The following is a 25,432-nucleotide window of genomic DNA, read 5'->3' on the forward strand; positions in this document are numbered from 1 at the left end:
TATCCGTGACGATTGCCCAACGCTACGATTCGCGCAAGACGTTATTGTTAAACAGGCACTTGCTCGCGACCCTTGAGAAAATGAGTCTGCAACTGCAGCCTTGCCATTTCCATTGTGAATCCAAATCCTTCCCATCATGCAAATCTTCAGGCGAGGCGATACCCGCCTTGAAAGGATTCATGCATACCACACGGCTGGCCGCCGGGCACCGCGACCGAAAAGCATCTTTGGCAGTGTTTTGGCTGCGAATCGGATATTAAATGAACAAGGCTGCCCTGCCTCGAGATTATGACAAGCGCCGTCGCCGGAACAAATAGGGCTTCCGCCAGTTGAGGCGTCTGGTCGATTCTGCCGGCACCAACCACCGTCTTCCAACGATGCGAGGATCTACAGATGAGCAACCCCCTTCCTGAACTCTACGAGGGACATGCGCCAATCACGCTGCATCAGCTGTTTCGCGAGGCACTGGAAGCCTACGACGACTGGATCGACGGGACGGACGTCCCCAGAGCCTATCATCAAGGCAACCCGGTTTCGATCAACGCGGTTTTCGAGCATATGCGCGGCTGCACCGACATCCTGCCGCACAATATGGTCAGCGCCATCACCGAGCGCCTGAACAAACCCTGGTCCAGCGACAATCCGCTGGACGAAATGAGCTTCTCGACCGCCGCCCGTATCATGTGCCTGTTGGTGCGCAAGCGGCAGGCTCGCCGGGCAGATGACATCGGCGTTTTCATGCATCGTCTCGAGAGGCTGCGCCCCGGGCACACGGAGCGCTGAGAACTCACTCAACGAACGCATAACAAGATCGCGCTTGATGCTTTCGTTCTTCCGGATTAAGATCACAAATTACATAGACTATACCGCATATTGAGAACTGGCATTTGCGTGACAGTGGTTCAACGATCCGGCCGCGTGACGCGGGGAGGAAAGATATGACGGTTCACGGTTTTTCATCACCGCGGTCGAGGGCGGACCCGCTCCTGCAGATCGCCGTCGTCGGACGCGGCTTTTCCGGCCTCATGATGGCTATCGCCCTTTTGAAATCGGTGCGTCGGCCCTTTCGGTTGCGCCTGTTCGACCCGCAACCGATCGTCAATGGTGGGCAAGCGCTGGCCACGCTCCGCTCCACCGAAATCCTCAACAGCCGCGCCCGCGATCTCTCCGTTTCCCTGGGGGAACCGAAGGATTTCTCCCGCTGGCTGCAGGCCAATGCCTCCTTCCGCGCCGCCGTTAGCGCTGCAATCCCGGGCTTCGGGCAGATTTTCGTGCCGAAATCCACCTTCAGCGATTATATCTATCAGCGATTTTCCGAAGCCTTGGCGCATCGTACCGATACCAGCGTGCAGATGTCGAGCGATGCAATCCTCACCGTCCGCCGCGCGGATGATGCAGGCTTTACCCTTAGAATGGCCGGCGGCGGCGAAGTGACCGCCGACATCGTCATTCTCGCGACCGGCTATGGGTTGAAGCCGCCGCTGGAAACGACGGAAATCCGGCCTGCGGCAAGTTTGGACGAAGAGACGAGAACACCCGGCCATATCGTGGTCATGGGCAGTGGCCTACGGGCTGTCGACCAGGTCCTGCAATTGCGGGATGGCGGCTTTTCAGGACCGATTACCCTCCTGTCGCGGCGCGGTTTCCTGCCGCAGCCGCATACGCGCATGCCGGCGGATGCCGTTTTTCCGACGCAACCCATGCCATCGCAACTGCGCGAGATCGTGCGCTTCGTGCGCAAGGCCTGCGAGCAGGCCGAGGAGAATGGCTGGAGCTGGCAGGCGGCGATCAACGGCTTGCGCAAACGGGCGCGCACGCTGTGGTCCTCGCTTCCGGCCGCCGAAAAACGCCGGTTCAACCGGCATCTGCGCTCGCTCTATGACAGCCATCGCAATCGGTTGCCGGCCGATGTCCATGCGCGACTGGAGCGCGAACTGGCAAGTGGCGCCACGGTGTTGAAGCGCGGCACCGCCGTCAAGAGAACGCCGACGGGCCTTCTTGTCCGCTGGACCGGAACGACGGAACTCACGCATCTGGCAGCTGACAAAGTGTTTGATTGCCGTTGCCTTTCGCCCGACCTGAAAAACCCCGTCGTCGCCGACCTTCTTCATACGGGCCTCGTCGCCACCGACGAACTCGACCTGGGACTGGCGGTCAATTCGGCAGGCGAACTTGTGACGCCGGCGGGGCGGACGGCCGGGCTCTTCGCCATCGGTCCGCTCGGGCTCGGCTCGCTGCCTGATATCGATCTCGTTCCCGAAATCGTCGCCCAGGCCTATGATGCCGCAGCCCTCATCGAGGCGCGGGCGCGGCCACAACGGCAGGCAAGCTGAACCGGACCATCTTCATGCGCGGCGGCCCGGTCTTTCCCGATCATCAGCCAAGCAGCGTGCGCGTCAGCGCATGATCGGCATCGGCAAGCCCGTCAATGACGCTGAAATGATGGCGGTCGGACTCGACCACCGCATTGGTGGTAGCGCCAAGGCCGGTCCAGATATTGGCGAGAAGCGCGTTCTGGCGCAAGAATTCGCCGCGCTCGCCGCCACCGACCCAGCAGGTGATGCGGGCATTAGCCATCGGCCGCAGCAGCGCCGGGCTCTCGCTCAGCGCCTCTGCCTCATCAAGCTTGAGCGTGCCGTTCATATCGGTCGCCATCAGCGGACGCAGATCGTGGATGCCGGAGATCGACACGACATTGCGGATACGCGCCTGCAGCGACGGCGCAAGCGGCGTGGTCGTCGAAACCATCCGGCTTGCCAGATGGCCGCCGGCCGAATGCCCGGTCAGCATCACCGGTCCCTCCACAAGTTCCGAAGCCCTGGTGACGGCGGCACCGATCTCGCCGACGATCTCGGCGATGCGGACCTCGGGGCAGAGCGAATAGGACGGCATGGCAACCGCATAGCCATTATCGACCGCACCTGCGGCCAGATGCGACCAGAAACTCTTGTCGAGCGCCATCCAGTAGCCACCGTGGATGAAGACGACGAGCCCCTTCGGCGTTGTGGCCGGCAAAAAGAGATCGAGGCCGTTGCGCGGTTTCGCGCCATAGGCGATGTCGAGCCGCGCCCGGCCGATCGAGGAAAGCCTCTCGCGATAGGAAAGCGCCGGCTTTACCCAGGCACCGGGAAAGCGATCGCCGCCGGCGATATTGGCGCCATTGGTATAGGCATCGTTCCAATCTGTGATGTGACGTTCGAGCACCGCGCCCTCCCCGGCATTGGATTTCAGGTCGTTGTTTCCGCATGCCGGCATCGCAAAACGCCTATGCGGCTTTTGCGCGACATGCTCTAGCAATGGCCAGAACGCCCGATTTCGTCAATGGTCGCGCATAAAAACTTTATGCTTGAAATAATTTTGATCCGGTGCAATTCTGATTGCATCAGTCGAGAAGGTGGGAGGTCTCGCTGTGCCGGGTACGGATTGCTCCGCCGGCCTTGACGCCAGCGCACACCTCCCCACACGCAACGCACAAAAGACATGTTGGCCATCGTTCGTGACGATGAGCAGGTAGGGGACAGCCGCAGAATGCTTGGACCGTCAGCGCATACCGACACTTTCACGCGCGACAATCTTCCGCCGCAGGACCAGTGGCCGGACTTCCTGCTCGACGGCTTTGACTATCCAGATCATGTCAATGCCGGCGTGGAACTGACCGACAGGCTGGTCGAAAAGGGTTTTGGCGACCATACCGCGCTGATCGGCAACGGGCGGCGCCGCACCTACAAGGAATTGTCCGACTGGACCAACCGGCTCGCCCATGCACTGGTCGAGAATTACGGCGTCAAGCCGGGCAACCGGATACTGATCCGCTCCGCCAACAATCCGGCCATGGTCGCCTGCTGGCTCGCGGCCACCAAGGCGGGTGCCGTGGTCATCAACACCATGCCGATGCTGCGCGCCGGCGAACTTGCCAAGATCGTCGACAAGGCGGAGATTTCGCTGGCGCTTTGCGATACAAGGCTGATGGACGAAATGGTCGCCTGCGCCAAGGACAGTCCCTTCCTGAAAAAGGTGGTCGGCTTCGACGGCACCGCCAATCACGACGCCGAGCTTGACCGGATCGCACTCGACAAACCGGTCCTCTTCAATGCCGTTCAGACCGGCCGCGACGATGTCGCCCTGCTCGGCTTTACCTCGGGCACGACGGGCGTACCGAAGGCGACGATGCACTTTCACCGCGACCTGCTGCTGATCGCCGATACCTATGCAAAAGAGGTTTTGGCGGTCACGCCCGACGATGTCTTCGTCGGTTCGCCGCCGCTCGCCTTCACCTTCGGGCTTGGCGGGCTTGCCATCTTCCCCTTGCGGTTCGGCGCTGCCGCCACCTTGCTGGAACAGGCGACGCCGCCGAACATGATCAAGATCATCGAGACCTACAAGGCGACGATCTCGTTTACCGCGCCCACCGCCTATCGCGCCATGATGAAGGCCGTGGACGAGGGCGCCGACCTGTCGTCGCTGCGCATCGCCGTCTCGGCCGGCGAAACCCTGCCCGGCCCGGTCTTCGAGGAATGGATCGAAAAGACCGGCAAGCCGATCCTCGACGGCATCGGCGCCACCGAGATGCTGCACATCTTCATTTCGAACCGCTTGACGGACATGAAGCCGGCATCGACCGGCAAGCCCGTCGGCGGTTACGAGGCACGCATCGTCGATCAGGAGATGAACGAGGCGCCGCGCGGAACGGTCGGCCGGCTGGCGGTGCGCGGCCCGACGGGCTGCCGCTACATGGCCGACGACCGGCAGCGCGAATATGTCCGCGACGGCTGGAACCTGACCGGCGATTCCTTCTACCAGGACGAGGACGGCTTCTTCCATTTCGCCGCCCGCTCGGACGACATGATCGTCAGCGCCGGCTACAATATTGCCGGCCCCGAAGTGGAAGCCGCCCTTCTTTCCCATTGCGAGGTTGCCGAATGCGCGGTGATCGGCGCCGATGACCGGGAGCGCGGGCAGATCGTCGAGGCGCATATCGTCCTTGTCGAGGGTATTGCGGCGGACGCTGCGACCGCCAAGCGCCTGCAGGATCATGTCAAGGCGGTGATCGCGCCCTATAAATATCCGCGTTCGGTGAAATTCACCGATGCCCTGCCCAAGACCCAGACCGGCAAGATCCAGCGGTTCCGGCTGCGCGCGGAGATCGTGAAGTGAGCAAGCCCTACGATCCCTCGGCGGAAGGCGCGCAGATGTCGTTTCAGGACCGCATGTCCTACAGCGATTACCTGCATCTCGAAAAAGTGCTTGAGGCGCAATCTCCGCTGTCGAGCGCGCATGACGAAATGCTGTTCATCATCCAGCACCAGACCTCGGAACTGTGGATGAAGCTGGCGCTGCACGAGATCGGCGCCGCGATCGCCTCGATCCGCGCCGACCGGCTGGAGCCGAGCTTCAAGATGCTGACGCGAGTGGCCCGCATCTTCGAGCAGCTCAACAATGCCTGGGACGTGCTGAGGACGATGACACCAAGCGAATATACCGAATTCCGGGGGTCGCTCGGCCAGTCCTCGGGCTTCCAGTCCTGGCAATATCGCGCCATCGAATTCACGGCCGGCAACCGCAATCTCGCCATGCTGCGTCCGCATGCGCATCAGCCGGAACTGTCCGGCAGGCTCGAAGCCATTCTCTCGCAACCCTCGCTCTATGACGAAGCCATCCTCCTTCTGTCACGCAACGGCTTCGATGTCGGCCCGGATGCGCTTCGGACCGACTGGCGCGAGACGCGCGTCGAGAGCGAGGAGGTGCTTGCCGCCTGGCAGGCGATCTATCTTGATCCGCAGCGCTACTGGATGTTCTACGAACTGGCGGAGAAGCTGGTCGATTTCGAGGATTACTTCCGCCGCTGGCGCTTCAACCATGTCACCACCGTCGAGCGCATCATCGGCATGAAGCGCGGCACCGGCGGCACGTCCGGGGCGTCCTATCTCAGGAAGATGCTGGAGGTTGAACTTTTCCCGGAACTCTGGAAAGTTCGCACCCGACTCTAAAAATACCAATTGATAAAAACGGGAACACAAAGGGAGAACAGCATGAAGAAGACGATCGCGGCCGGCATTTTCGGCCTGACGCTGGCGACGGCCGGACTGGCCAATGCCGAACCGGTGAAGATCGGCGTCATCACTACGCTTTCCGGCGGCGGCGCCGGGCTGGGCACCGACATGCGCGACGCATTCGTGCTGGCCATGAAGCAGTCCGGCAACAAGGATGTCGAACTCGTCATCGAGGATGATGCGCAAAAGCCCGAAATCGCCGTTCAGATCGCCGAAAAGATGATCCAGAGCGACAAGGTCGACCTGATGACCGGCATCATCTGGTCGAACCTTGCGATGGCCGTCGTTCCGAATGCCGTCTCGCAGGACATCATCTACCTGTCGCCGAATGCCGGCCCCTCGGCGCTTGCCGGCGCCAAGTGCAGCCCGAACTATTTCAACGTCGCCTACCAGAACGACAATTTCCACGAGGCGATGGGGCAATACGCCAACAAGGACTACAAGAAGACCTTCATTCTCGCCCCCAACTATCCGGCCGGCAAGGATTCGCTGACCGGCTTCAAGCGCTATTACAAGGGCGAACTGGCGGGCGAAATCTATACCCAGGTCGGACAGACCGACTATGCGGCGGAAATCGCCCAGATCCGTGATTCCGGCGCCGATTCCGTGTTCTTCTTCCTGCCCGGCGGCATGGGCATCGCCTTCATGAAGCAATATGCCCAGTCGGGCGTCAATATTCCGGTGATGGGACCAAGCTTCTCCTTCAGCCAGGACATCCTGCCGGCAGTGGGCGACGCGGCCCTTGGCGTCAAGAACTCGGCAAGCTGGGCAAAGGACCTCGACAACGAGGCCAACAAGGCATTCGTCGAGGCTTTCCAGGCCGAATATAACCGCCTGCCCTCCGTCTATGCAGCCCAGAGCTGGGACACGGCGAACCTGATCCTGTCGGCGATGGCCAAGGCCAGCGTCAAGGACAAGGACGCCTTCCGTGCAGCCCTCAAGGCCGCCGATTTCAAGTCGGTGCGCGGCGACTTTTCCTTCAATACCAATAATCACCCGATCCAGAACATCTATGTTCGCGAGGTGATCAAGGAAGGCGACGTGCTGACCAACAAGATCATCGGCACCGCCTTCGAAAAGCACGGTGATGCCTACGCCGAACAGTGCAAGATGTAGGCTCCGGCCATTGCTCCATCGACGCGCCGCCGACTTCGGCCGGCGCGTCGATGGCCTCTACTCTTGCGTCCATGCCGTGCCGTTCGGTGCAGCCTGTGAAGTATTTCTGGAACCGAGCCTCGGATCGCCCCTTTGTCCATTGCATTGCTCATCGAACAACTCCTCAACGGGCTGCAGCTCGGGGTGATGCTGTTCCTCATGGCCGCCGGCCTGACGTTGATCTTCGGCGTCATGGGATTGATCAACCTTGCCCATGGGTCGCTCTACATGGTCGGCGCCTTTGCCTGCGCCGCCGTGGCGGCGGCAACCGGCTCCTTCTGGATCGGGCTGGTGGCGAGCCTGATCGCCTCGGCGGCGGCAGGTGCGATCACAGAGATCGTCGTCATCCGCAGGCTCTATGACCGCGACCATCTCGACCAGGTTCTGGCAACCTTCGCGCTCATCCTGATGTTCTCGGAAGGCATGCGCTGGCTGTTCGGCTCCTTTCCGCTCTATCTCGACATTCCGCCGCTCTTGCAGGGCGCCGTGCCCCTGCCCGGTGTCGGCCAGTACCAGCTCTATCGCCTCGCCATCATCGGCGTCGGCATCGTGGTCGCCATAGGCCTCTACTTCCTGATCGCGCGCACCCGACTCGGCATGCGTATCCGCGCCGGCGAATCCGATCGCGAGATGATCGGCGCGCTCGGCGTCGATATCAGGACGCTCTATACGGTGGTCTTTGCGCTGGGCGCAGCACTCGCGGGGCTCGCCGGTGCCATGGTCGGCGCGCTGCAATCGGTGCAGGTCGGCATGGGCGAGCCGGTGCTGATCCTTGCCTTCGTCGTCATCGTCATCGGCGGCATCGGCTCGATCAAGGGCGCGCTGTTCGGCGCCATACTGGTCGGCGTGGTCGATACGATGGGCCGCTTCCTCTTGCCCAAAATCTTTGCCCTGGTGCTGCCCGCCGCCCAGGCCGGCCTCATAGGCGCGGCCCTTGCCTCCATGCTGATCTATATCGTCATGGCCTTCATTCTCGCTTTCAGGCCAAGCGGCCTGTTTGCGGCGCAGTCGTGAGGCCGGCCATGCCCCCCAAGCCCCGCCTCTCCCGCGAAACCGTCGTCAATATCCTCCTGGCGCTGATGCTTCTCGCCTTCCCTCTTGGCGCTTCGGCGATGGGCGAGACCTTCTACATCACCCTTGCCACCCGCATCGTCGTCCTGGCACTGGCTGCCGTCGGGCTCAATATCGCGCTTGGCCTCGGCGGCCTCGTCTCCTTCGGGCACGCCGCCTTTTTCGGCCTCGGTGGCTATGTCGCCGGCATTCTCTCCACCCATGCCTTCAACGCCGAGCCATTGCTGTTCGGCATCGAAGGTACGACGTCCATGCCGGTGATCTGGCTGGTGGCAGTGATGATCTGCGGCATCATCGCCCTGCCGATCGGCGCGATCAGCCTGCGCACCACCGGCGTCTATTTCATCATGATAACGCTCGCCTTTGCACAGATGATCTATTTCTTCGCCGTTTCCTGGCCGGCCTATGGTGGCGAGGATGGTCTGTCCATCTATGTCCGCAACGAATTTCCGGGCGTCAATACTGCCCAGCCGCTCTCCTTCTTCCTCATCTGCTACGTGCTGTTGATGCTGGCGCTCGGCCTGTTCTGGCTCCTGCGTGGCGCCCGCTTCGGCGCGGCGCTTGAGGCGGGACGGCAGAATGCGACGCGGCTTGCCGCCGTCGGCATCGCACCCTTCAATATTCGGCTGGTCGCCTTTGTCGTCTCGGCGATGATGACCGGCATTGCCGGCGCGCTCTTTGCCGATCTCAACAAATTCGTCAGCCCTTCCATGCTGTCATGGCACATGTCGGGAGAGTTGATCGTGCTGATCATCCTCGGCGGCAAGGCCCGGCTGTTCGGACCGGTGGCCGGCGCCATGCTCTATGTGCTGATCGAATATGCGCTCGGCGGCATCACCGAACATTGGCAGTTCTTCCTCGGTTTGATCCTGCTCTGCGTCGTGCTTTTCGCGCGCGGCGGGCTGCTCGGTCTTCTTGCCGGAAAGGCGCGTCATGGCTGAACCGGTCCTTGAAATCCGCGAGTTGCGCAAGAATTTCGGCGCGTTGGCAGCAACGGATGGCGTCAGCCTTGACCTGCGGCCCGGAGAAATCCATGCGTTGATCGGCCCCAACGGCGCCGGAAAGAGCACGCTCATCCACCAGATTTCAGGGTCCATTCGCTCCGACAGCGGCACGATCCGCTTTCTAGGCCAGGATATGGCCGGCCTCGACATGGCTGCCCGCGCAAGGCTGGGGCTCGGACGCAGCTTTCAGATCTCGTCGCTCGCACCGGAATTTTCGTCACTTCGCAATGTCATGCTCGCCGTCCAGGCAAAGCAGGGATCGAGCCTGCGCTTCTTCCGCCCGGTGATGGGCGACCGCAGCCTGACCGATCCGGCCATGGCGATGCTGGAGCGCGTCGGCCTTGCCGAGCGGGCGCATCTGCCAGCGGCGGAGCTTTCGCATGGCGAGCGGCGTCAGCTGGAAATCGCCATCGCGCTCGCGCTCGGCTCGAAAGCCTTCCTGTTCGACGAACCGATGGCCGGCATGGGGCCGGAAGGCTCGAAATCGCTGACCACTTTTCTCGACGGGCTGCGCCACGAAGCGCCGATCCTGCTTGTCGAACACGACATGGACGCGGTCTTTGCGCTCGCCGATCGGATTTCGGTACTGGTTTACGGCCGCGTCATCGCCACCGGCACGGTCGATGAAATCCGCAACGACCCCGAAGTCCGGCGCGCCTATCTGGGGGAAACCGCGTGAGCCTGCTCGACATCAAGAGCCTTGAAACCTTCTACGGCGCATCGCAGGCGCTGTTCGGCGTTTCGCTGGATGTGGGCGAGGGCGAGGTCGTGGCGCTGATGGGCCGCAACGGCATGGGCAAGACGACGACGATCAACTCGATCCTCGGCCTGGTGCGGCCGCGCTCGGGCGCTATCGATTTCGCCGGCCGCAAGGTCGCGGGTCTGCGGCCATACCGCATCGCCCGCCTCGGCGTCGGGCTTGTGCCGGAGGGACGGCGCTGCTTTCCCAATCTTACCGTGCACGAAAACCTCATCGCCGCTGCCCGCGGCGGCGAATGGACGCTGTCGCGGGTCATCGACCTGTTTCCGCGGCTCGGCGAACGGCGCGACCAATATGCCAACACGCTGTCCGGCGGTGAGCAACAGATGCTGGCCATCGGACGAGCGTTGATGACCAATCCGCGCCTGCTGATCCTCGACGAGGCGACGGAAGGCCTGGCACCGGTCATCCGGCAGGACATCTGGGCGGCGATCCGCACGCTCAAGGCCGCCGGCCAGTCGATCCTCGTCGTCGACAAGACGCTGTCGGAACTCCTGCCCGTCGCCGATCGTTGTTTCGTTCTGGAAAAAGGCGCAACCGTGTTTCAGGGTGCGCCGGGCGAGCTGACGGCGGAGCTTCAGGACCGCTATCTCGGCGTGTGAGGTCCCGCCGGACCTACGCGGGCGATGAAGGATCCGGCACATCCGCAGCTTCGCGGCCCCCTCATCCGGCCCTTCGGGCCACCTTCTCCCCGAGGGGAGAAGAGAAGAGCGCTTTCGTCAGCCGCTCAGGTCACCGCGGACTTGACCGCGAAGCGCGCGTCTTTCCAGGCGCCGGTGCGCAGGATGTCTTCGAGAATCTCGACGGCCTGCCAGACATCCCGGAAACGCGTATAAAGCGGCGTGAAGCCGAAGCGGATGGTGGCCGGGGCGCGAAAATCGCCGATGACGCCGCGCTCGATCAGGGCCTGCATGACGGCATAGGCATTTTCATGCTCGAACGAGACCTGACTACCGCGCCTGCTGCTGTCACGGGGGCTCTCAAGCGTCAGGCCGTGGCCGCCGCAGCGGCTCTCGACCAGGAGGATGAACAGGTCGGTGAGCGCGATGCTCTTTTGGCGCAGAACCGCCATTTCGACCTGGTCCCAGATATCGAGCGCGCCCTTCAGCGCCCGCATCGACAGGATCCCCTGGGTGCCGCACTGGAAGCGCCGGATGCCGGCGTCGGCCGCAAAACCCTGCTCGAAGGCGAAGGGGCGGGCATGGGCCCACCAGCCGCTGAGCGGCTGCTGCGCGTCGGCAAGGTGACGCTTCGCGACATAGATGAAGGCCGGCGCACCGGGGCCACCATTCAGATATTTATAGCTGCAGCCAACGGCGAAATCGACATTCGATCCGTCCAGATCGACCGGCAGCGCGCCTGCCGTATGGCAGAGATCCCAGACGACGAGCGCCCCGGCGGCCTGCGCCTTTTCGGTCAGCACCGCCATGTCGCGCAGTTCGCCCGACTTGTAGTTGACATGATTGACGAGCACGACCGCGACTTCCTCGTCTATCAGGTCCTCGATAGTGGGAGCATCGACGCCTTCCAGCCGCAGGACAGTCCCCGGCCGGGTCGAGGCCACGCCTTCGGCCATGTAGAGGTCGGTCGGAAAGCTGCCGCCCTCGGCGACGATGACATTGCGCCCCGGCCTCAGGCCCATGGCGGCGTGCAGTGCCTTGTAGATATTGATCGAGGTCGTGTCCGCCACCACGGTCTGGCCGGGTGCCGCGCCGATCAGGCGGCCAATCCGGTCGCCGAGTTCCACCGGCATGTCGAACCAGCCGGCGGTGTTCCAGCTGCGGATGAGGCCTTGACCCCATTCCTCGCGCGCCGCCTTCTCGATCTCGCCATAGGCCGCCTTCGAGGCCACCCCCAGCGAATTGCCGTCGAGATAGATGAGATCGTCCGGCAGGTCGAAACGGTCACGCATCGTGCGCAGGGGATCGGCGGCGTCCATCGCCTCGATCGCGGCGAGATCGGGAATTCCGGTCATGTCAGGCAATCCTCATTATTCGCGGATGGTTTCGCGCGCCTGTGCGGGCCCGCGGCTGCGGCGCAGGCTCGGAAGAGCGAGCATGGCGAGAACGAACAGGCCGGTCGCAAGCTTCAGGTCCGGCGGCGGCATGCCGGCGGCCAGGCAGAACGAGACGAGCTGGTAGTAGATCACGGCACCGACGAAGGGCGCCGCAAGCTGGCGCACCACGGTCTGCTTGCCGACGATCGCCTCGCCGATCATCAGGGCCGCCAGGCCGTTGATCAGGATGCCGAGACCCATATTGACGTCGGCAAAGCCTTGTGACTGCACCATCAGCGCGCCGCCGGTTGCCGAAAACGCACTGGCGAGGCCGACGCCGCCGATCGTGGCGACCCAGACATTGATCCCTTGCGCCTCGGCCATGTCCGGATTGGCGCCGACGGCGCGGATCGCGGTGCCCTTCTCGGTCTTGAAGAACAGGTCGAGCAGGAGAAAGACGACGAGGCCGATGATCCCTGCGACGACGATCTTGCTGGCCGGGAAGCCCGGCTGCGTGAAGGGCGCCCAATCGAACACCGTTGGCGCACCGAACACCGACAGGTTGGATTTGCCCATGATGCGCAGATTGATGCTGTAGAGCATCGTCATCATCAGGATACCGGCCAGCAGCGTATGGATGCGGAAGCGCAGATGGATGAAGGCGGTGCAGCAGCCGGCAAGGAAGCCGGCGACAAGTGCCACACCGATCGCCGTCAACGGCGAGGCCCCGCCGGCCAGGAGAACACCGCAGACGCAGCCGCCGAGCGGAAACGCGCCCTCGCTGGTGAGGTCGGGAAAGTTCAGGGTGCGGAACGGTATCATGATGCCGAGCACGACGAAGGCCAAGATCAGGCTCTGCGCCAGCGTGACCGGGATAAGCGAGACGAAGCTCGAGGAAATCGTCTGGATAAGGTCCATCATATCAGCTCGCCAGCATCATGCGGTCGGTCTTCACGGCGAAATGGCCGATCAGGTCGGGAACGGTGATCGTAGTTTTCTCCTCGCCGGAGATTTCCAGCCTGAGTTTGCCGGCGTCGAGCATGATGACGCTGTGGCCGAAATCGACGGCATGCTGCATGTTGTGGGTCACCATCAGCGTGGTCAGCTTCAGCGCATCCACCGCGCGCACCGTCGCCTGCATGACGATATCGGCGGTGCGCGGATCGAGCGCGGCGGTATGTTCGTCGAGCAGCAGCAGTTCAGGATCGCCACCGACCGCCATGATCAGCGACAGGGACTGGCGCTGGCCGCCGGACAGCAGTTCCACCCGCGTATCCAGGCGGTTTTCAAGCCCGAGGCCGAGCAGCGAAAGCCGCTCCCTGTATTGCTCCAGGCGCTTGGCGTTCAGCCCGCGACGGAGCCTGCGCCTCGTGCTGCGCAGATCGGCAAGCAGCATGTTCTCGGCAACCGTCATCGAGGCAGCGGTGCCCTTCATCGGATCCTGGAACACCCGCGCGAGGCGGGCGGCGCGCTTGTGCACCGGCATGTCGGTGACATCGTCGCCATTGATGAGAACCTTGCCGACATCGAGCGGCAGGGCGCCAGAGATGGCGTTCAGCATGCTGCTCTTGCCGGCGCCGTTGGAGCCGATGACCACCGCGAATTCGCCGGTGGCAAGCTTGAGACTGAGACCGTCGAGGGCAATCTTCTCGTCGGCCTGGCCCTTGTAGAAAACCTTGCGTGCAGACTGGATTTCAAGCATCCGTCTCTCCCGAAAAAGGCAATGGCGCAAGGCGCCATCACCTGCTCTAGATGAAGTCGAAATCAGTCGACGATGCAGCCGCAATCGGCCAGCGACGCCGGGATCTCGATGCCGAAGGCGGCCATGGCCTTCTTGGAGATCGTCGGGGCATGATCCTCATAGGCCGGACGCGACGGAGCGATCGTCTTTGGGTCCTTGCCCTTGAGGATTTCGGCGGCGATCTTGCCGGCGTTCATGCCGACCTGGGTATAGTTCACCGCAAAGCTTGCCGGCACGACACCGTCACGCACGGCGCCGTCGTCGGAATTGACGATCGGGATGCCAGCCTGGCGGGCGGCGGCCGAGACGGCGGCGATCGCCGGCTGCAGGAGGTTGGAAGCCGGCGTGTAGATCACGTCCGCCTTGCCGGCGAGCGAGGCCACGCGCTGCTGGATATCGTTGATATTGTCGACACCGACCTCGACCACTTCGAAACCGGCGGCCGGGGCCACTTCCTTGATCTTTTCGAGCAGCGCCACGTCATTGGCCTCGCCCGGATTATAGGGCACGCCGAACCGCTTGGCGTCCGGCAGCAGCTTCTTGGTGAAGGCCATCACGGCGGCCATGTCCTGCAGGTCGGTGGCGCCGGTCATGCCCTCGTCTCCGGCCTCCCAGGAGGGAACCAGCTTGGCCGCCACCGGATCCGTCACTGCCGAAAAGACGACATTGATGCCGGTACCGGCCAGCGCCTTCTTGGCAATCTGCGAAACGGGCGTGGTGATCGTATAGATCAGCTTCGGCTGCTCGGCCTGGAGCTTGGCGATCATCTGCGGAACCAGCGAAGCATCAAAATTCGTGTGGCTTTCGCTGTAGACCACATCCTTGCCCTCGACATAGCCGTTTTCGCCAAGCGCCGTCTTGAAGCCGGCGATGGCGGCATTCAACTGCGGGTGCTCGCCGAAATTGGCAATGCCGATCTTGATCGGATCGGCATGGGCGACACCAAGCCCGGCGGCCAGCGCACCGGCGACGACGAGACCCGACAGAAAGCGCGATTTCACATTCTTCATTATCTTCTCCTCCCAGATCGATAAGGCTGCCATGTAAGACAGCTTGACGAGGATCATGACGAGCGCGCCCATCACTGTCAATATTATATATAATTCTTGCCACGGCCGCCGATGATATATAATTTTGCATTGCACCTGACGGATGAATGATGAGCACCGACGAAACATTCACGAAGACCGAAGCCGCCTATCGACTACTGCGGCGTGATATCCTGACGACGCGGCTCATGCCCGGCGCGCCGCTCAAGCTCAGTGCATTGCGCACCAACTATGGTGTCGGCTGGACACCGCTGCGCGAGGCACTGTCGCGGCTCGAGGCTGAGCGGCTGGTCACGGCCATCAGCAATCGCGGCTTTGCGGTTGCCCCCGTCTCGCGTGATGAGCTCGAGGATCTGGCGCGCAGCCGCATGGTCGTCGAGCTTCCGCTTCTGCGGGAATCGATGGAAAAGGGCGGCAGCGACTGGGAGGCCGCCGTCGTCACCGCGCATTATCGCCTGTCGCGCTGCAAGATCGCTGCCGACGACCCGTCCGACGAGGCGGTCGATGCCTGGGACGAGATGCACGAGGCCTTTCATGACGCGCTTCTCAGCGCCTCGACCTCGCGCTGGCTTCTGCGCTTTCGTTCGACGATCTCGGACCAGCTTCGCCGCCATCACCGCTTCCTCGGTCTCGCGCCGACATTGCGCGCCGCAGCCGGTATGACGGATGGCTATGAGGAGGCCGTGGCGGCGCTGCGCGAGGCCATGGCGCTGGAGCATCATACGGCACTGATGGAAGCCGCGCTCGATCGCGACATGGAACGGGCAGAAGCACTGATGACCGCCCATATCGGCTATACGCTGCATGTCTATGTCCACAGCAAGGATTATGGTGAAAAGCGCCGGACCGCCCGTACCGGCAGTCTCAAGGCAAGGCCTGCCGCCGAATGATCCTGCCGTTTCGCCCATCGCTGGAAGAGATCGAGGCCGCGGGCGAACGATTGTCAGGATATATGGGCCGCACACCGCTCATCCGCCTCGATCTTGGCCTTCCCGACCGGCAGATATTCCTAAAACTGGAAACCCTGTCGCCGATCGGTGCCTTCAAGCTCCGGCCGGCCTTGAACGCGCTGCTTTCGCGAAACCCAGAAGCACTGGAAAACGGCGTCGCCACGATCAGTTCCGGCAACATGGCCTATGGCATGGCCTGGGCGGCCAACAGGCTCGGCATTCCGATGGCGGCCTATATGTACGAGGGCGCGCCGCAGACCAAGATCGACGGTGTCCGCCGTCTCGGCGGCGAGGTGCGGTTCATCTCGATGGAAACCTGGTGGCAGTACATTATCGGCGCCGCCCGGCCGCAGGCACCCGAACTGCTGATCAACCCGGTCACCGACCAGGCCGTGCTTTGCGGAAATGGCACTATCGGCCTGGAGATCGTCGAGGATTTGCCCGAGATCGATGTTCTCTTCACCCCCTATGGCGGCGGCGGCATGACCTGCGGGGTGGCCAGCGCCGTCAAATCCTTGCGACCCAATGCAAAAGTCTTCGCGGTCGAGGACGAGAATGCCGCCCCGGTCACGGCCGCGCTGGCAGCCGGCCGCATCGTCGAAATCGAGACGCGCCCGTCCTTCATCAAGAGCATCGGCGGCCCGTCGCTGGTGCCGCAATTATGGCCTGTGGTGCGCGAACTGATCGATGGAGCCGTCACCCTCAGCCTGGAACAGGTGACCGAGGCGATGCGGCTTCTGTTTGCCAAGGGGAAGATCGTCGCCGAAGGAGCCGGGGCGGCCTCGTTTGCCGCCGCTCTTGCCAGCGAGCATGCCACCGGCAATGTGGTCTGCGTCATATCCGGTGGCAATATCGACGCTGCAGCCTATGCCCAGGTGCTGGCCGGGCAGATTCCGAAACCCTGAACGGCCGCCCGCGGGGTCTTGTCCAAGCCGGCGGAAGGGCACTACAACACGCGGGGCGACCCGGCGCGTGTCCGGGCCTGCCGCCAGCGAGGAAGAGTGACAGATGACGGGCGACGAGGACGACAGGAAGGGCATTGCGGCCGAATGGGTGGACGGCGAGACCAAGGTGCTCGAAGCCCCCGGCGATCACGGCGCCGAACTGCGCCTATGGCTGCGCCTGTTGACCTGCACGACGCTGGTGGAAACCGAAGTGCGGCGCCGGCTGCGCGAGGAGTTCGACAGCACCCTGCCCCGCTTCGACCTGATGGCCCAGTTGGAGCGTGCCAGGGACGGCATGGTTCTCGGCGAAGTTTCCAAGCGCATGATGGTTTCTCCCGGAAATATCAGCGTTCTCGTCGAGCGCCTTGCCGAAAGCGGCCATATAAGCCGCACCACTTCGCCGACCGACCGGCGCGTGCAGATCATCGCACTGACGCCCTTCGGCCGCGCCGAGTTCGAAAAGATGGCCGCCGCGCATGCCGACTGGATCGCCGATCTGTTCGGTCGCCTCGAGGCTGCCGATAGCACCGTCCTGATGGACGAGCTTGCCAGACTCAAGGGCTCGATCGTGGCCTCGCTTGCCCGGGGCGGCTGACATCGTCAATTTCTCGCTTCATTGCTGAAATTCTCCTCCGTAGGGGAGTTCCACGAGCGGAAGGGCCTGCGCATCCCAAAATAACTTTAAGCTTGAAGTTTTTTGGAAACGGGTTCATGTTGCCCTCCAGCTCAGGATCGGGCGCTACCGATCTCACGCAATTGCGGAGGAAACGGCATGCGGATTGTCTGTATCGGTGGCGGGCCGGCCGGTCTCTATTTTGCGCTCTTGATGAAGAAGCAGCATCCCGGGCATCACGTCACCGTGGTCGAGCGCAACCGCCCCTTCGATACATTCGGCTGGGGTGTGGTCTTTTCCGACGCCACCATGCAGGCGATGCGCCAATGGGATCCGGCCACGGCCGCGACGATCGAAGACGCCTTCAACCATTGGGACGATATCGAACTTGTTTTCAAGGGCCGCAAGATCCGCACCTCAGGACATGGTTTCGTCGGTATCGGCCGCAAGAAGATGCTCAATATCCTGCAGGACCGCTGTATCGAGCTTGGCGTCGAGATGGTCTTCGAGCGCGAGGTCACCGGCGACGAGGAATTTCCGGACGCCGATCTCATCATCTCCGCCGATGGCGTCAATTCGCGCATCCGCCAGAAATATGCCGATGTGTTCAAACCCGACATGGTGATGCGGCCGAACCGCTTCATCTGGCTCGGCACAGACAAGCGTTTCGACGCCTTCACCTTCGATTTCCAGAAGACCGAGCATGGCTGGTTCCAGGCCCATATCTACCGCTTCGACGACAATACCTCGACCTTCATCGTCGAGACCACCGACGACGTCTTCAAGGCGCACGGCATCGGCGAGATGGACCAGGACCAGTCCATCGCCTTCTGCGAAAAACTGTTTGCCGGGACGCTTGATGGCCATAGGCTGATGACCAATGCTCGCCATCTGCGCGGCTCCGCTTGGTTGAATTTCGGCCGGCTGATCTGCGAAAAATGGAGCCATTTCAACGGCCGCAGCCATGTCGTCCTGATGGGCGACAGCGCCCATACCGCCCATTTCGCCATCGGCTCCGGCACCAAGCTCGCCATCGACGACGCGATCGAGCTGACCCGCCAGTTCGATCTGATCGGCCACGACAAGGAAAACATCCCGGCCGTGCTCGATGCCTATGAAGAGGTGCGCCGCGTCGATGTCGCCCGCATCCAGAATGCGGCGCGCAACGCCATGGAATGGTTCGAGGTTGTCGGTACGCGCTATGCCGATACGCTGGAACCCGAACAGTTTATGTATTCGATGCTGACCCGCTCGCAGCGCATCAGCCACGAGAATCTGCGCCTGCGCGACAAGACCTGGCTGGAAGGTTACGAGCGCTGGTTCGCCGAGCGCGCCGGCGTCGATCCGTCGCCGAACGGCTCGGTGCCGCCACCCATGTTCACGCCGTTCACGATCCGCAGCCTGACCCTGAAGAATCGCATGGTCGTTTCGCCGATGGCGATGTATTCGGCCACCGACGGCGTGCCCGACGATTTCCACCTCGTCCATCTCGGCGCCCGCGCCATGGGTGGCGCAGCCCTTGTCTTCCCGGAAATGACCTGCGTCTCGCCCGATGCCCGCATCACGCTCGGATGCCTTGGACTGTGGAACGACGAGCAGGCTTCCGCCTTCAAGCGCATCGTCGATTTCGTGCATCGGCAGACCCCGGCGAAAATCGGCATCCAGCTCGGCCATGCCGGCCGCAAGGGCGCCACGAAACTGGCCTGGGAGGGCATAGACCAGCCTTTGACCGAAGGTGCCTGGCCACTGATTTCGGCCTCCGCCCTGCCCTATCTCAAGCATTCCGACACGCCGCGCGCCATGACACGCGAGGACATGGACGGGGTGCTTGCCGATTTCGTCAGCGCCACCAAACGCGCCCGTGACCTCGGCTTCGATATTCTGGAACTGCACGCCGCTCACGGCTATCTTCTGTCGAGCTTCCTGTCGCCGCTGACCAACCGGCGCGACGACGAGTATGGCGGCAGCCATGAGAACCGCGCCCGCTATCCGCTCGAAGTGTTCCGCGCCATCCGCGCCGTCTGGCCCGAAGACAAGCCGATCTCGGTGCGCCTGTCGACCCATGACTGGCATGAGGGCGGCAATACGCCGGAAGATGCGGCGATCTTCGCCAGGATGTTCAAGGAGGCCGGGGCAGATCTGATCGATTGCTCGTCGGGCCAGGTGGTGAAGGAAGAGCAGCCGGTCTATGGCCGCCTGTTCCAGACGCCCTTCTCCGACAAGATCCGCAACGAGATCCAGGTGCCCACAATCGCCGTCGGCGCGATTTCGGAGGCCGACCACGCCAATTCTATCATCGCCGCCGGCCGCGCCGATCTCTGCGCCGTTGCCCGTCCGCATCTGGCCGACCCCTCCTTCGTCATGCATGAGGCGGCAAGGATCGGCTACGACGAGCAGGAATGGCCGAAACAGTACCACTCGGCCAGGGCGCAATATGTGAACAATCTCGTACGCGCCGCGGCGGCCGGCAACCCGACGAGCAAGCCATGACGATGCGCCACGCCCTCGTGACTGGCGCCGGCAGCGGTATCGGCAGGGCCATTGCCCTTGCGCTGGCATCGTCCGGCCTGTCCGTCAGCCTCTGCGGCCGGCGCGCCGCTCCGCTCGACGCGGTCAAGGCCGAGATCGTGGCCGCGGGCGGCACGGCATTCGTGCTGTCGGGATTCGACGTCACCGATGTGCAATCGATCGAGACCGGTATCGCCAAGGCCGTGTCCGAGGCTGGCGATATCACCGTGCTGGTCAATTGCGCCGGCGAGGCACCGTCAGCGACGTTCGAGAAAACCGATCTTGCCCTGTGGAACCGGGTGATCGGCATCAACCTCACCGGCACATTCCTCGTCACCCAGGCTGCCCTTCCATCGGTCAGGCGCGCCGGCAAGGGCCGGATCGTCAATATCGCCAGCACGGCGGGCCTCACCGGCTATCCCTATGTGTCGGCCTATTGCGCCTCCAAGCACGGCGTGATCGGCCTGACCCGGGCGCTGGCGCTGGAACTTGCCCGCAGCGACGTGACCGTGAACGCCGTCTGCCCGGGCTTCACAGACACGCCGCTGATCGACGGCGCGGTCGAGACCATCAGCGGCAAGACCGGCCGTTCGCCGGAGGAGGCGCGCGCTAGTCTCGCCCGCGCCAATCCGCAAGGGCGGCTGGTCACCCCGCAGGAAGTGGCCGACACCGTGCTCTGGCTCGCGTCGAAAAAGGCAACGGCGATCACCGGCCAGGCGATCCCGGTCGCCGGCGGCGAAGTTTTGGGAGGATGACGATGACCAACCCGATGCAGGACAAGAAGCGTCCGTTCAAGGATCACCGGCCGAAACATTTCCTGTTCGAAACCGATGCCGTCGGCCGCGTCGCCACGATCACGCTGAACCGGCCTGAGAAGAAGAATCCGCTGACCTTCGAAAGCTATGAAGAGCTCACCGATCTCTTCCGTTCGCTTCACCGCGCCAGCGATGTCCGCGCCGTGGTGCTCACCGGCGCGGAGCATAATTTCTCTTCCGGTGGCGACGTGTTCGAGATCATCGAGCCGCTGACGCGGATGGCGATGCCCGACCTCATCGACTTCACCCGCATGACCGGCGACCTGGTGCGCCAGATACGGGCCTGCCCGCAGCCGATCATCGCCGCCGTCGATGGTATCTGCGCCGGCGCCGGCGCCATCCTTGCCATGTCGGCGGATTATCGCATCGCGACGCCCGAGGCCCGTACGGCGTTCCTGTTCAATCGCGTCGGCCTTGCCGGCGCCGACATGGGCGCCTGCGGCATTCTTCCGCGCATCATCGGTCAGGGCCGCGCCGCCGAGCTTCTCTTTACCGGCCGCGTCATGACTGCACATGAAGGCCATGCCTGGGGCTTCTACAATGCCCTGCACGAGCGTCCGGCGCTGCTCGAAGCTGCCCAAAAATTCGCTGGCGATATCGCCGACGGCCCATGGTTCGCCCATGCGATGACCAAGAAGATGCTCGACCAGGAATGGGCGATGGGCATCGACCAGTTGATCGAATCGGAAGCGCAGGCCCAGGCGATCTGCATGGCGACCGGCGATTTCCGTCGAGCCTTCGAAGCCTTTGCCGCCAAGACCAGGCCGGTCTTCAAGGGGGATTGAGCCATGGCTTCCCATTCGACGCCGGCGGGCACTCCAAGCCGCGACCATCTCGACTGGCCGTTCTTCGCCGACAGCCACCGGGCGCTCGCCGTCGAGCTCGACGCTTTTGTCGCCGCTGGCAGTCTTGACGGGATCGATCATGCCGATACCGACGCGGCCTGCCGGGCACTGGTGCGAATGCTCGGCACTGCCGGCATCCTGCGCCATTGCGTTCCGGCGGAATTCGGCGGCGCGGCTGAGGACATCGACAGCCGCTCGCTCTGTCTCATCCGCGAAACACTGGCCTATGCGGACGGCCTCGCGGACTTTGCCTTCGCCATGCAGGGCCTCGGCACCGGCGCCGTCAGCCTTTCGGGCTCGGCCGACCTCAAGCACCGCATCCTGCCGGCAGTTGCCAGGGGCGAGCTGATTTCCGCCTTCGCGCTCACCGAACCGGAGGCCGGATCGGATGTCGCTGCCATGGCATGCTCGGCCCGCCGCGACGGCGACGACTATGTGCTCGACGGCGAAAAGACCTTCATTTCCAATGGCGGCATTGCCGATGTCTACACGCTCTTTGCCCGCACCGGCGAGGCCCCCGGCACGCGCGGCATCTCCGCCTTCGTCGTCTTTGCCGATACGCCCGGCTTCTCGGTCGTCGAGCGCATCGAGACCATCGCGCCGCATCCGCTCGCCCGCATCCGCTTCGATGCCTGCCGCATTCCGGCGTCGCAGCTCCTTGGTTCGCCGGGCGAAGGTTTTAAGATCGCCATGCGCACGCTCGACATCTTCCGCCCTTCCGTGGCAGCCGCGGCACTCGGCTTCGCGCGCCGGGCGCTGGACGAGGCCGTCGCTCACGCCAGATCGCGAAACATGTTCGGCGCAACGCTTGCCGACCTGCCGACCGCGCAAGGCACGCTCGGCGAGATGGCGACGGCAATCGATGCCGCAGCACTTTTGACAGCCCGGACGGCCTGGCGGCGCGACGTGCAGAAACTGCCGACCACGCGCGAAGCCGCGATGGCGAAGATGACGGCGACGGAAAATGCCCAATGGGTGATTGACCAGGCGCTGCAGCTTTTTGGCGGTCGCGGCGTGCGCGTCGGCGAAATCACCGAGCGGCTCTATCGCGAGATCCGGGCGCTGCGCATCTATGAGGGCGCCACCGAGGTGCAGAAGCTCATCATCGGCCGCGAACTGATGAAAGCCGCCAAAGAAAGGGCGTCGTCATGAGTTTCCGCACCAGCCGGCCGCTGCGCTTTGGGGATTGCGATCCCTCCGGCATCGCCTATTTCCCGTCCTATGTGAACACCCTCGTCGGCGTGCTGGAGGAATTTTTTGCCGAGATCGGCGCGCCTTGGAAGATGTTGAATACCGACCGACGGATCGGCACCCCGACGGTGCGGCTCGACCTGACCTTCGTCCGTCCCGGCTTTCATGGCGACCAGTTGGACTTTGCGCTCAGCGTGCGCGGCGTCGGCCGGTCTTCGCTCGATCTCGAACACGAGGTCTCGGCCGCCGGACAATTGCTGTGGACTGCCCGCCACCGGGTCGTTGCGACCTCGCTTGAAACCCATACATCGCTCGCCTGGCCGGACGATCTCCGCGCCGCGCTCGAAACCCGTCTGGAGACTGCCAATGCATGAAATCCTGCAACCCGAGGGCTGGGTAAAGCCGCTCGGCTATGCCAACGGTGTTGCGGCGAGCGGCCGCACGATCTTTATCGGCGGGCAGATCGGCTGGAACGGCAACTGCCAGTTCGAAACCGACGACTTCGTCGCCCAGGTGCGCCAGACGCTGGAAAACGTGGTTGCGGTTTTGAGGAGCGGCGGCGGCGAGCCTCAGCACATCACCTCGATGACCTGGTATTTCACCGACAGGAAGGAATATACCGAAAACCTGCGCGGCATCGGCCAGGCCTATCGCGACATTATCGGCCGGCACTTTCCGGCCATGGCCGCCATGCAGGTCGTGGCCCTGGTCGAGGAGCGCGCCAAGATCGAGATCCAGGCCACAGCGGTCATCCCGGAACAAGCCTAGATGGATGCGCTGGCATTTTCCACGAGCGTATCGGGCAAGATTGAAGACGACGTTCTCCTCGTCAGCATCGACAATCCGCCGGTCAACGCCCTCTCGGCCCATGTCCGACAGGGCCTGACTGAAGCGCTCGACCATGCCGCCACGCTTGAGGCCATAACCGGCGTCGTCATCACCGGAGCAGGACGCATCTTCATCGGCGGCGCCGATATCACCGAATTCGGCAAGCCGCCGGTGGAACCCTCGCTGCCCGAAATTATCGAGCGCATCGAGAATTTCGCAAAGCCCGTGGTCGCCGCTGTGAATGGCGCCGCCTTGGGAGGCGGGTGCGAGATCGCGCTTGCCTGCCATGGCCGGATCGCCGGCGAAAAAGCGGGCTTCGGCCTGCCGGAGGTCAAGCTCGGCATCGTTCCAGGCGCCGGCGGCACTCAGCGCCTGCCGCGCCTGATAGGCCTGCCCCAAGCGATCGACCTGATCGGCAGCGGCCGCACTGTCAAACCCGCCGAAGCGCTTGAACTCGGCTTGGCCGACGACATGGCTGCCGATCCCCTCGACGCTGCCTTGCCCCTCGTCCGCACCATGGCCGGACAGCCGCTGCGCCGCACCGGCATGCTCCCGGTCCCGGTAGCGGAACAGGCGGCGGTCGATACCGCAACCAGGAAAATCCTGTCGAAAGCGCGGGGCCAGGCAGCGCCGGCCGAGGCCGTTCGCCTTATCACTGCTGCCGCGCATAACAATCTGGAAACGGGGTTAACCGACGAGCGCGCCACCTTCCTGCGTCTTCGAGATTCGGAAGAATCGGCGGCGCTTCGCCACGTCTTCTTCGCGGAACGCTCAGCCGGCAAGGTCGAAAAGCTGGACGGCGTCACGCCGCGCAAAATCGAGACCGTGGGGATCGTCGGCACCGGCCTCATGGGCGCTGGCATTGCCGTTGCCGCGCTGACCACCGGCTACCGCGTCATCGGCGTCGAACAGACGAACGAAGCTGCCGAGCAGGGCCGTGAACGGATTGCCGGCATCCTCGAAAAATCGGTGCAATCGAAGCGCCTGGCACCCGCGATGCGCGACGATTGCCTGGCGCGACTGACCGTGACCGCCGATACCAGCGAACTTGCAGCCGCCGATCTCGTCATCGAAGCCGTATTCGACGATCTCGACGTCAAGACCGGCCTGTTTCAAAAGCTGGACGGCATTGTCCGCAAGGACGCAATCCTCGCCACCAATACCAGCTATCTCGATCCCGATCTGATCGCCGCCCGGACGGCCCGTCCCGAACGCGTCGTCGGCCTGCATTTCTTCTCGCCCGCCCATATCATGCGGCTGGTCGAGGTGGTCGATTGCAAGGCGACGGAACCACAGGTTCTTGCAGGCGCGCTCGCCTTCGCCAAGCGCCTCGGCAAGCTGCCGATCGTCTGCGGCGTTACCGAAGGTTTTATCGGCAACCGCATCTTTTCGGCCTATCGCCGCGAGGCGGAGTTCATGGTCGAGGATGGCGCCGCGCCGGAACAGGTGGACGCCGCCCTTGAGGCCTATGGCTTCCCGATGGGCATTTTCGCCGTCAACGACATGGCGGGACTGGAAATCGCCTGGGCAAGGCGCAAGCGGCAGGCAGCGTCCCGCGATCCCGATGCGCGCTATATCGAGACCGCCGACCGTTTGTGCGAGGCCGGGCGCCTGGGACGCAAGGCGGGACGTGGCTGGTACGATTATTCCAGCGGCGAGCGCGCCGTCGATCCGCAGGTCACGGCGCTGATCGAGGCGGCGCGAGCTGCCAAGAATATTGTACCGCGCGCTTTTACCGACGAAGAGATCGTCACCCGCCTGCTAAAGGCAATGGCGGACGAAGGCGCCGCGCTTCTCGCCGAGGGCATCGCTATTCGCTCCAGCGATATCGACCTGGTGATGATCAACGGCTACGGCTTTCCGGCCCACAAGGGCGGTCCGATGTTTTCGGCCAGCCGGTAATCCACGGAGC

The 25,432-nt window shown here is 63.3% G+C and carries 24 protein-coding genes; 19 read left to right on the forward strand and 5 right to left on the reverse strand.

Going from position 1 to position 25,432, the window contains the following annotated elements; translation table 11 throughout:
- Nucleotides 1-393 precede the first annotated feature (393 nt).
- A complete protein-coding gene (locus ASD31_RS17365; RefSeq protein ID WP_056336528.1) occupies nucleotides 394-783 on the forward strand; it encodes a hypothetical protein in 390 nt (129 codons plus the stop codon).
- 155 nt (nucleotides 784-938) lie between these two features.
- On the forward strand, nucleotides 939-2,333 hold the full coding sequence (locus tag ASD31_RS17370) for an FAD/NAD(P)-binding protein (RefSeq protein WP_056336531.1): 1,395 nt from the start codon (nucleotides 939-941) through the stop codon (nucleotides 2,331-2,333).
- 43 nt (nucleotides 2,334-2,376) lie between these two features.
- Here ASD31_RS17370 and ASD31_RS17375 read toward each other — a convergent pair whose 3' ends face one another.
- Complete coding sequence (locus ASD31_RS17375; RefSeq protein WP_413813819.1) at nucleotides 2,377-3,255, reverse strand: alpha/beta hydrolase; 879 nt, start codon at nucleotides 3,253-3,255, stop codon at nucleotides 2,377-2,379.
- 273 nt (nucleotides 3,256-3,528) lie between these two features.
- Between ASD31_RS17375 and ASD31_RS17380 the strand changes: the two genes are divergently transcribed.
- The 7 genes from ASD31_RS17380 (at nucleotide 3,529) to ASD31_RS17410 (ending at nucleotide 10,642) form a co-directional block, all read left to right on the forward strand.
- Complete coding sequence (locus ASD31_RS17380) at nucleotides 3,529-5,154, forward strand: AMP-binding protein (protein ID WP_056336534.1); 1,626 nt, start codon at nucleotides 3,529-3,531, stop codon at nucleotides 5,152-5,154.
- Entirely contained in the window at nucleotides 5,151-5,987 is an 837-nt protein-coding gene (kynA, locus tag ASD31_RS17385; protein ID WP_082520606.1) for a tryptophan 2,3-dioxygenase, read from the forward strand. Before ASD31_RS17380 ends, kynA begins: the two co-directional genes overlap by 4 nt.
- Nucleotides 5,988-6,029: 42 nt before the next feature.
- The gene (locus ASD31_RS17390; protein ID WP_056336537.1) at nucleotides 6,030-7,166 is read left to right on the forward strand and encodes an ABC transporter substrate-binding protein; all 1,137 of its coding nucleotides are present in this window, start codon (nucleotides 6,030-6,032) and stop codon (nucleotides 7,164-7,166) included.
- A gap of 132 nt (nucleotides 7,167-7,298) precedes the next feature.
- Complete coding sequence (locus tag ASD31_RS17395) at nucleotides 7,299-8,219, forward strand: branched-chain amino acid ABC transporter permease (RefSeq protein ID WP_056336540.1); 921 nt, start codon at nucleotides 7,299-7,301, stop codon at nucleotides 8,217-8,219.
- An 8-nt stretch (nucleotides 8,220-8,227) separates the two neighbouring features.
- Nucleotides 8,228-9,217, forward strand: a complete 990-nt coding sequence (locus ASD31_RS17400; protein WP_056336543.1) for a branched-chain amino acid ABC transporter permease — start codon at nucleotides 8,228-8,230, stop codon at nucleotides 9,215-9,217.
- Entirely contained in the window at nucleotides 9,210-9,959 is a 750-nt protein-coding gene (locus tag ASD31_RS17405) for an ABC transporter ATP-binding protein (protein ID WP_056336547.1), read from the forward strand. Before ASD31_RS17400 ends, ASD31_RS17405 begins: the two co-directional genes overlap by 8 nt.
- A complete protein-coding gene (locus tag ASD31_RS17410) occupies nucleotides 9,956-10,642 on the forward strand; it encodes an ABC transporter ATP-binding protein (RefSeq protein ID WP_056336551.1) in 687 nt (228 codons plus the stop codon). The genes ASD31_RS17405 and ASD31_RS17410 overlap by 4 nt, the downstream gene beginning before the upstream one ends.
- Before the next feature lie 125 nt (nucleotides 10,643-10,767).
- Here the strand turns inward: ASD31_RS17410 and kynU are convergent, their stop codons facing one another.
- From kynU to ASD31_RS17430, 4 genes are all read right to left on the reverse strand, one after another.
- Nucleotides 10,768-12,015, reverse strand: coding sequence for a kynureninase (gene kynU, locus ASD31_RS17415; protein WP_056336553.1), 1,248 nt, complete (start codon nucleotides 12,013-12,015; stop codon nucleotides 10,768-10,770).
- 15 nt (nucleotides 12,016-12,030) lie between these two features.
- On the reverse strand, nucleotides 12,031-12,954 hold the full coding sequence (locus ASD31_RS17420; RefSeq protein ID WP_056337223.1) for an ABC transporter permease: 924 nt from the start codon (nucleotides 12,952-12,954) through the stop codon (nucleotides 12,031-12,033).
- 4 nt (nucleotides 12,955-12,958) lie between these two features.
- Nucleotides 12,959-13,738 carry an ABC transporter ATP-binding protein gene (locus ASD31_RS17425; protein ID WP_056336556.1) on the reverse strand — a complete coding sequence of 260 codons (780 nt, stop codon included), beginning with the start codon at nucleotides 13,736-13,738 and terminating at the stop codon, nucleotides 12,959-12,961.
- Nucleotides 13,739-13,800: 62 nt separating this feature from the next.
- Nucleotides 13,801-14,787, reverse strand: coding sequence for an ABC transporter substrate-binding protein (locus ASD31_RS17430; RefSeq protein ID WP_056337225.1), 987 nt, complete (start codon nucleotides 14,785-14,787; stop codon nucleotides 13,801-13,803).
- A gap of 149 nt (nucleotides 14,788-14,936) precedes the next feature.
- On the opposite strand from ASD31_RS17430, the gene ASD31_RS17435 reads away from it, so the two are divergent.
- The 10 genes from ASD31_RS17435 (at nucleotide 14,937) to ASD31_RS17480 (ending at nucleotide 25,422) form a co-directional block, all read left to right on the forward strand.
- Entirely contained in the window at nucleotides 14,937-15,716 is a 780-nt protein-coding gene (locus ASD31_RS17435) for a GntR family transcriptional regulator (protein ID WP_056337229.1), read from the forward strand.
- The gene (locus ASD31_RS17440) at nucleotides 15,713-16,681 is read left to right on the forward strand and encodes a pyridoxal-phosphate dependent enzyme (RefSeq protein ID WP_056336559.1); all 969 of its coding nucleotides are present in this window, start codon (nucleotides 15,713-15,715) and stop codon (nucleotides 16,679-16,681) included. Before ASD31_RS17435 ends, ASD31_RS17440 begins: the two co-directional genes overlap by 4 nt.
- A gap of 103 nt (nucleotides 16,682-16,784) precedes the next feature.
- Nucleotides 16,785-17,315 carry a MarR family winged helix-turn-helix transcriptional regulator gene (locus ASD31_RS17445; protein WP_056336562.1) on the forward strand — a complete coding sequence of 177 codons (531 nt, stop codon included), beginning with the start codon at nucleotides 16,785-16,787 and terminating at the stop codon, nucleotides 17,313-17,315.
- 177 nt (nucleotides 17,316-17,492) lie between these two features.
- Nucleotides 17,493-19,823, forward strand: coding sequence for a bifunctional salicylyl-CoA 5-hydroxylase/oxidoreductase (locus ASD31_RS17450; RefSeq protein WP_056336566.1), 2,331 nt, complete (start codon nucleotides 17,493-17,495; stop codon nucleotides 19,821-19,823).
- Entirely contained in the window at nucleotides 19,820-20,596 is a 777-nt protein-coding gene (locus tag ASD31_RS17455) for an SDR family NAD(P)-dependent oxidoreductase (RefSeq protein WP_056336569.1), read from the forward strand. The genes ASD31_RS17450 and ASD31_RS17455 overlap by 4 nt, the downstream gene beginning before the upstream one ends.
- Nucleotides 20,593-21,441: an enoyl-CoA hydratase family protein gene (locus tag ASD31_RS17460; protein ID WP_056336572.1), complete on the forward strand. Its 849-nt coding sequence runs from the start codon at nucleotides 20,593-20,595 to the stop codon at nucleotides 21,439-21,441. Before ASD31_RS17455 ends, ASD31_RS17460 begins: the two co-directional genes overlap by 4 nt.
- 3 nt (nucleotides 21,442-21,444) lie before the next feature.
- Nucleotides 21,445-22,653 (forward strand): acyl-CoA dehydrogenase family protein, encoded by a 1,209-nt coding sequence (locus tag ASD31_RS17465; RefSeq protein ID WP_056336575.1) that lies wholly within the window; start codon nucleotides 21,445-21,447, stop codon nucleotides 22,651-22,653.
- Complete coding sequence (locus ASD31_RS17470; RefSeq protein ID WP_056336578.1) at nucleotides 22,650-23,066, forward strand: acyl-CoA thioesterase; 417 nt, start codon at nucleotides 22,650-22,652, stop codon at nucleotides 23,064-23,066. The genes ASD31_RS17465 and ASD31_RS17470 overlap by 4 nt, the downstream gene beginning before the upstream one ends.
- The gene (locus tag ASD31_RS17475) at nucleotides 23,059-23,460 is read left to right on the forward strand and encodes a RidA family protein (protein ID WP_056336581.1); all 402 of its coding nucleotides are present in this window, start codon (nucleotides 23,059-23,061) and stop codon (nucleotides 23,458-23,460) included. Before ASD31_RS17470 ends, ASD31_RS17475 begins: the two co-directional genes overlap by 8 nt.
- Entirely contained in the window at nucleotides 23,461-25,422 is a 1,962-nt protein-coding gene (locus tag ASD31_RS17480) for a 3-hydroxyacyl-CoA dehydrogenase NAD-binding domain-containing protein (protein WP_056336585.1), read from the forward strand. It begins immediately after the preceding gene.
- The last annotated feature ends 10 nt before the right edge of the window (nucleotides 25,423-25,432 follow it).

It is taken from the genome of Rhizobium sp. Root482 (assembly GCF_001426565.1).
Taxonomy (GTDB): Bacteria; Pseudomonadota; Alphaproteobacteria; order Rhizobiales; family Rhizobiaceae; genus Pararhizobium.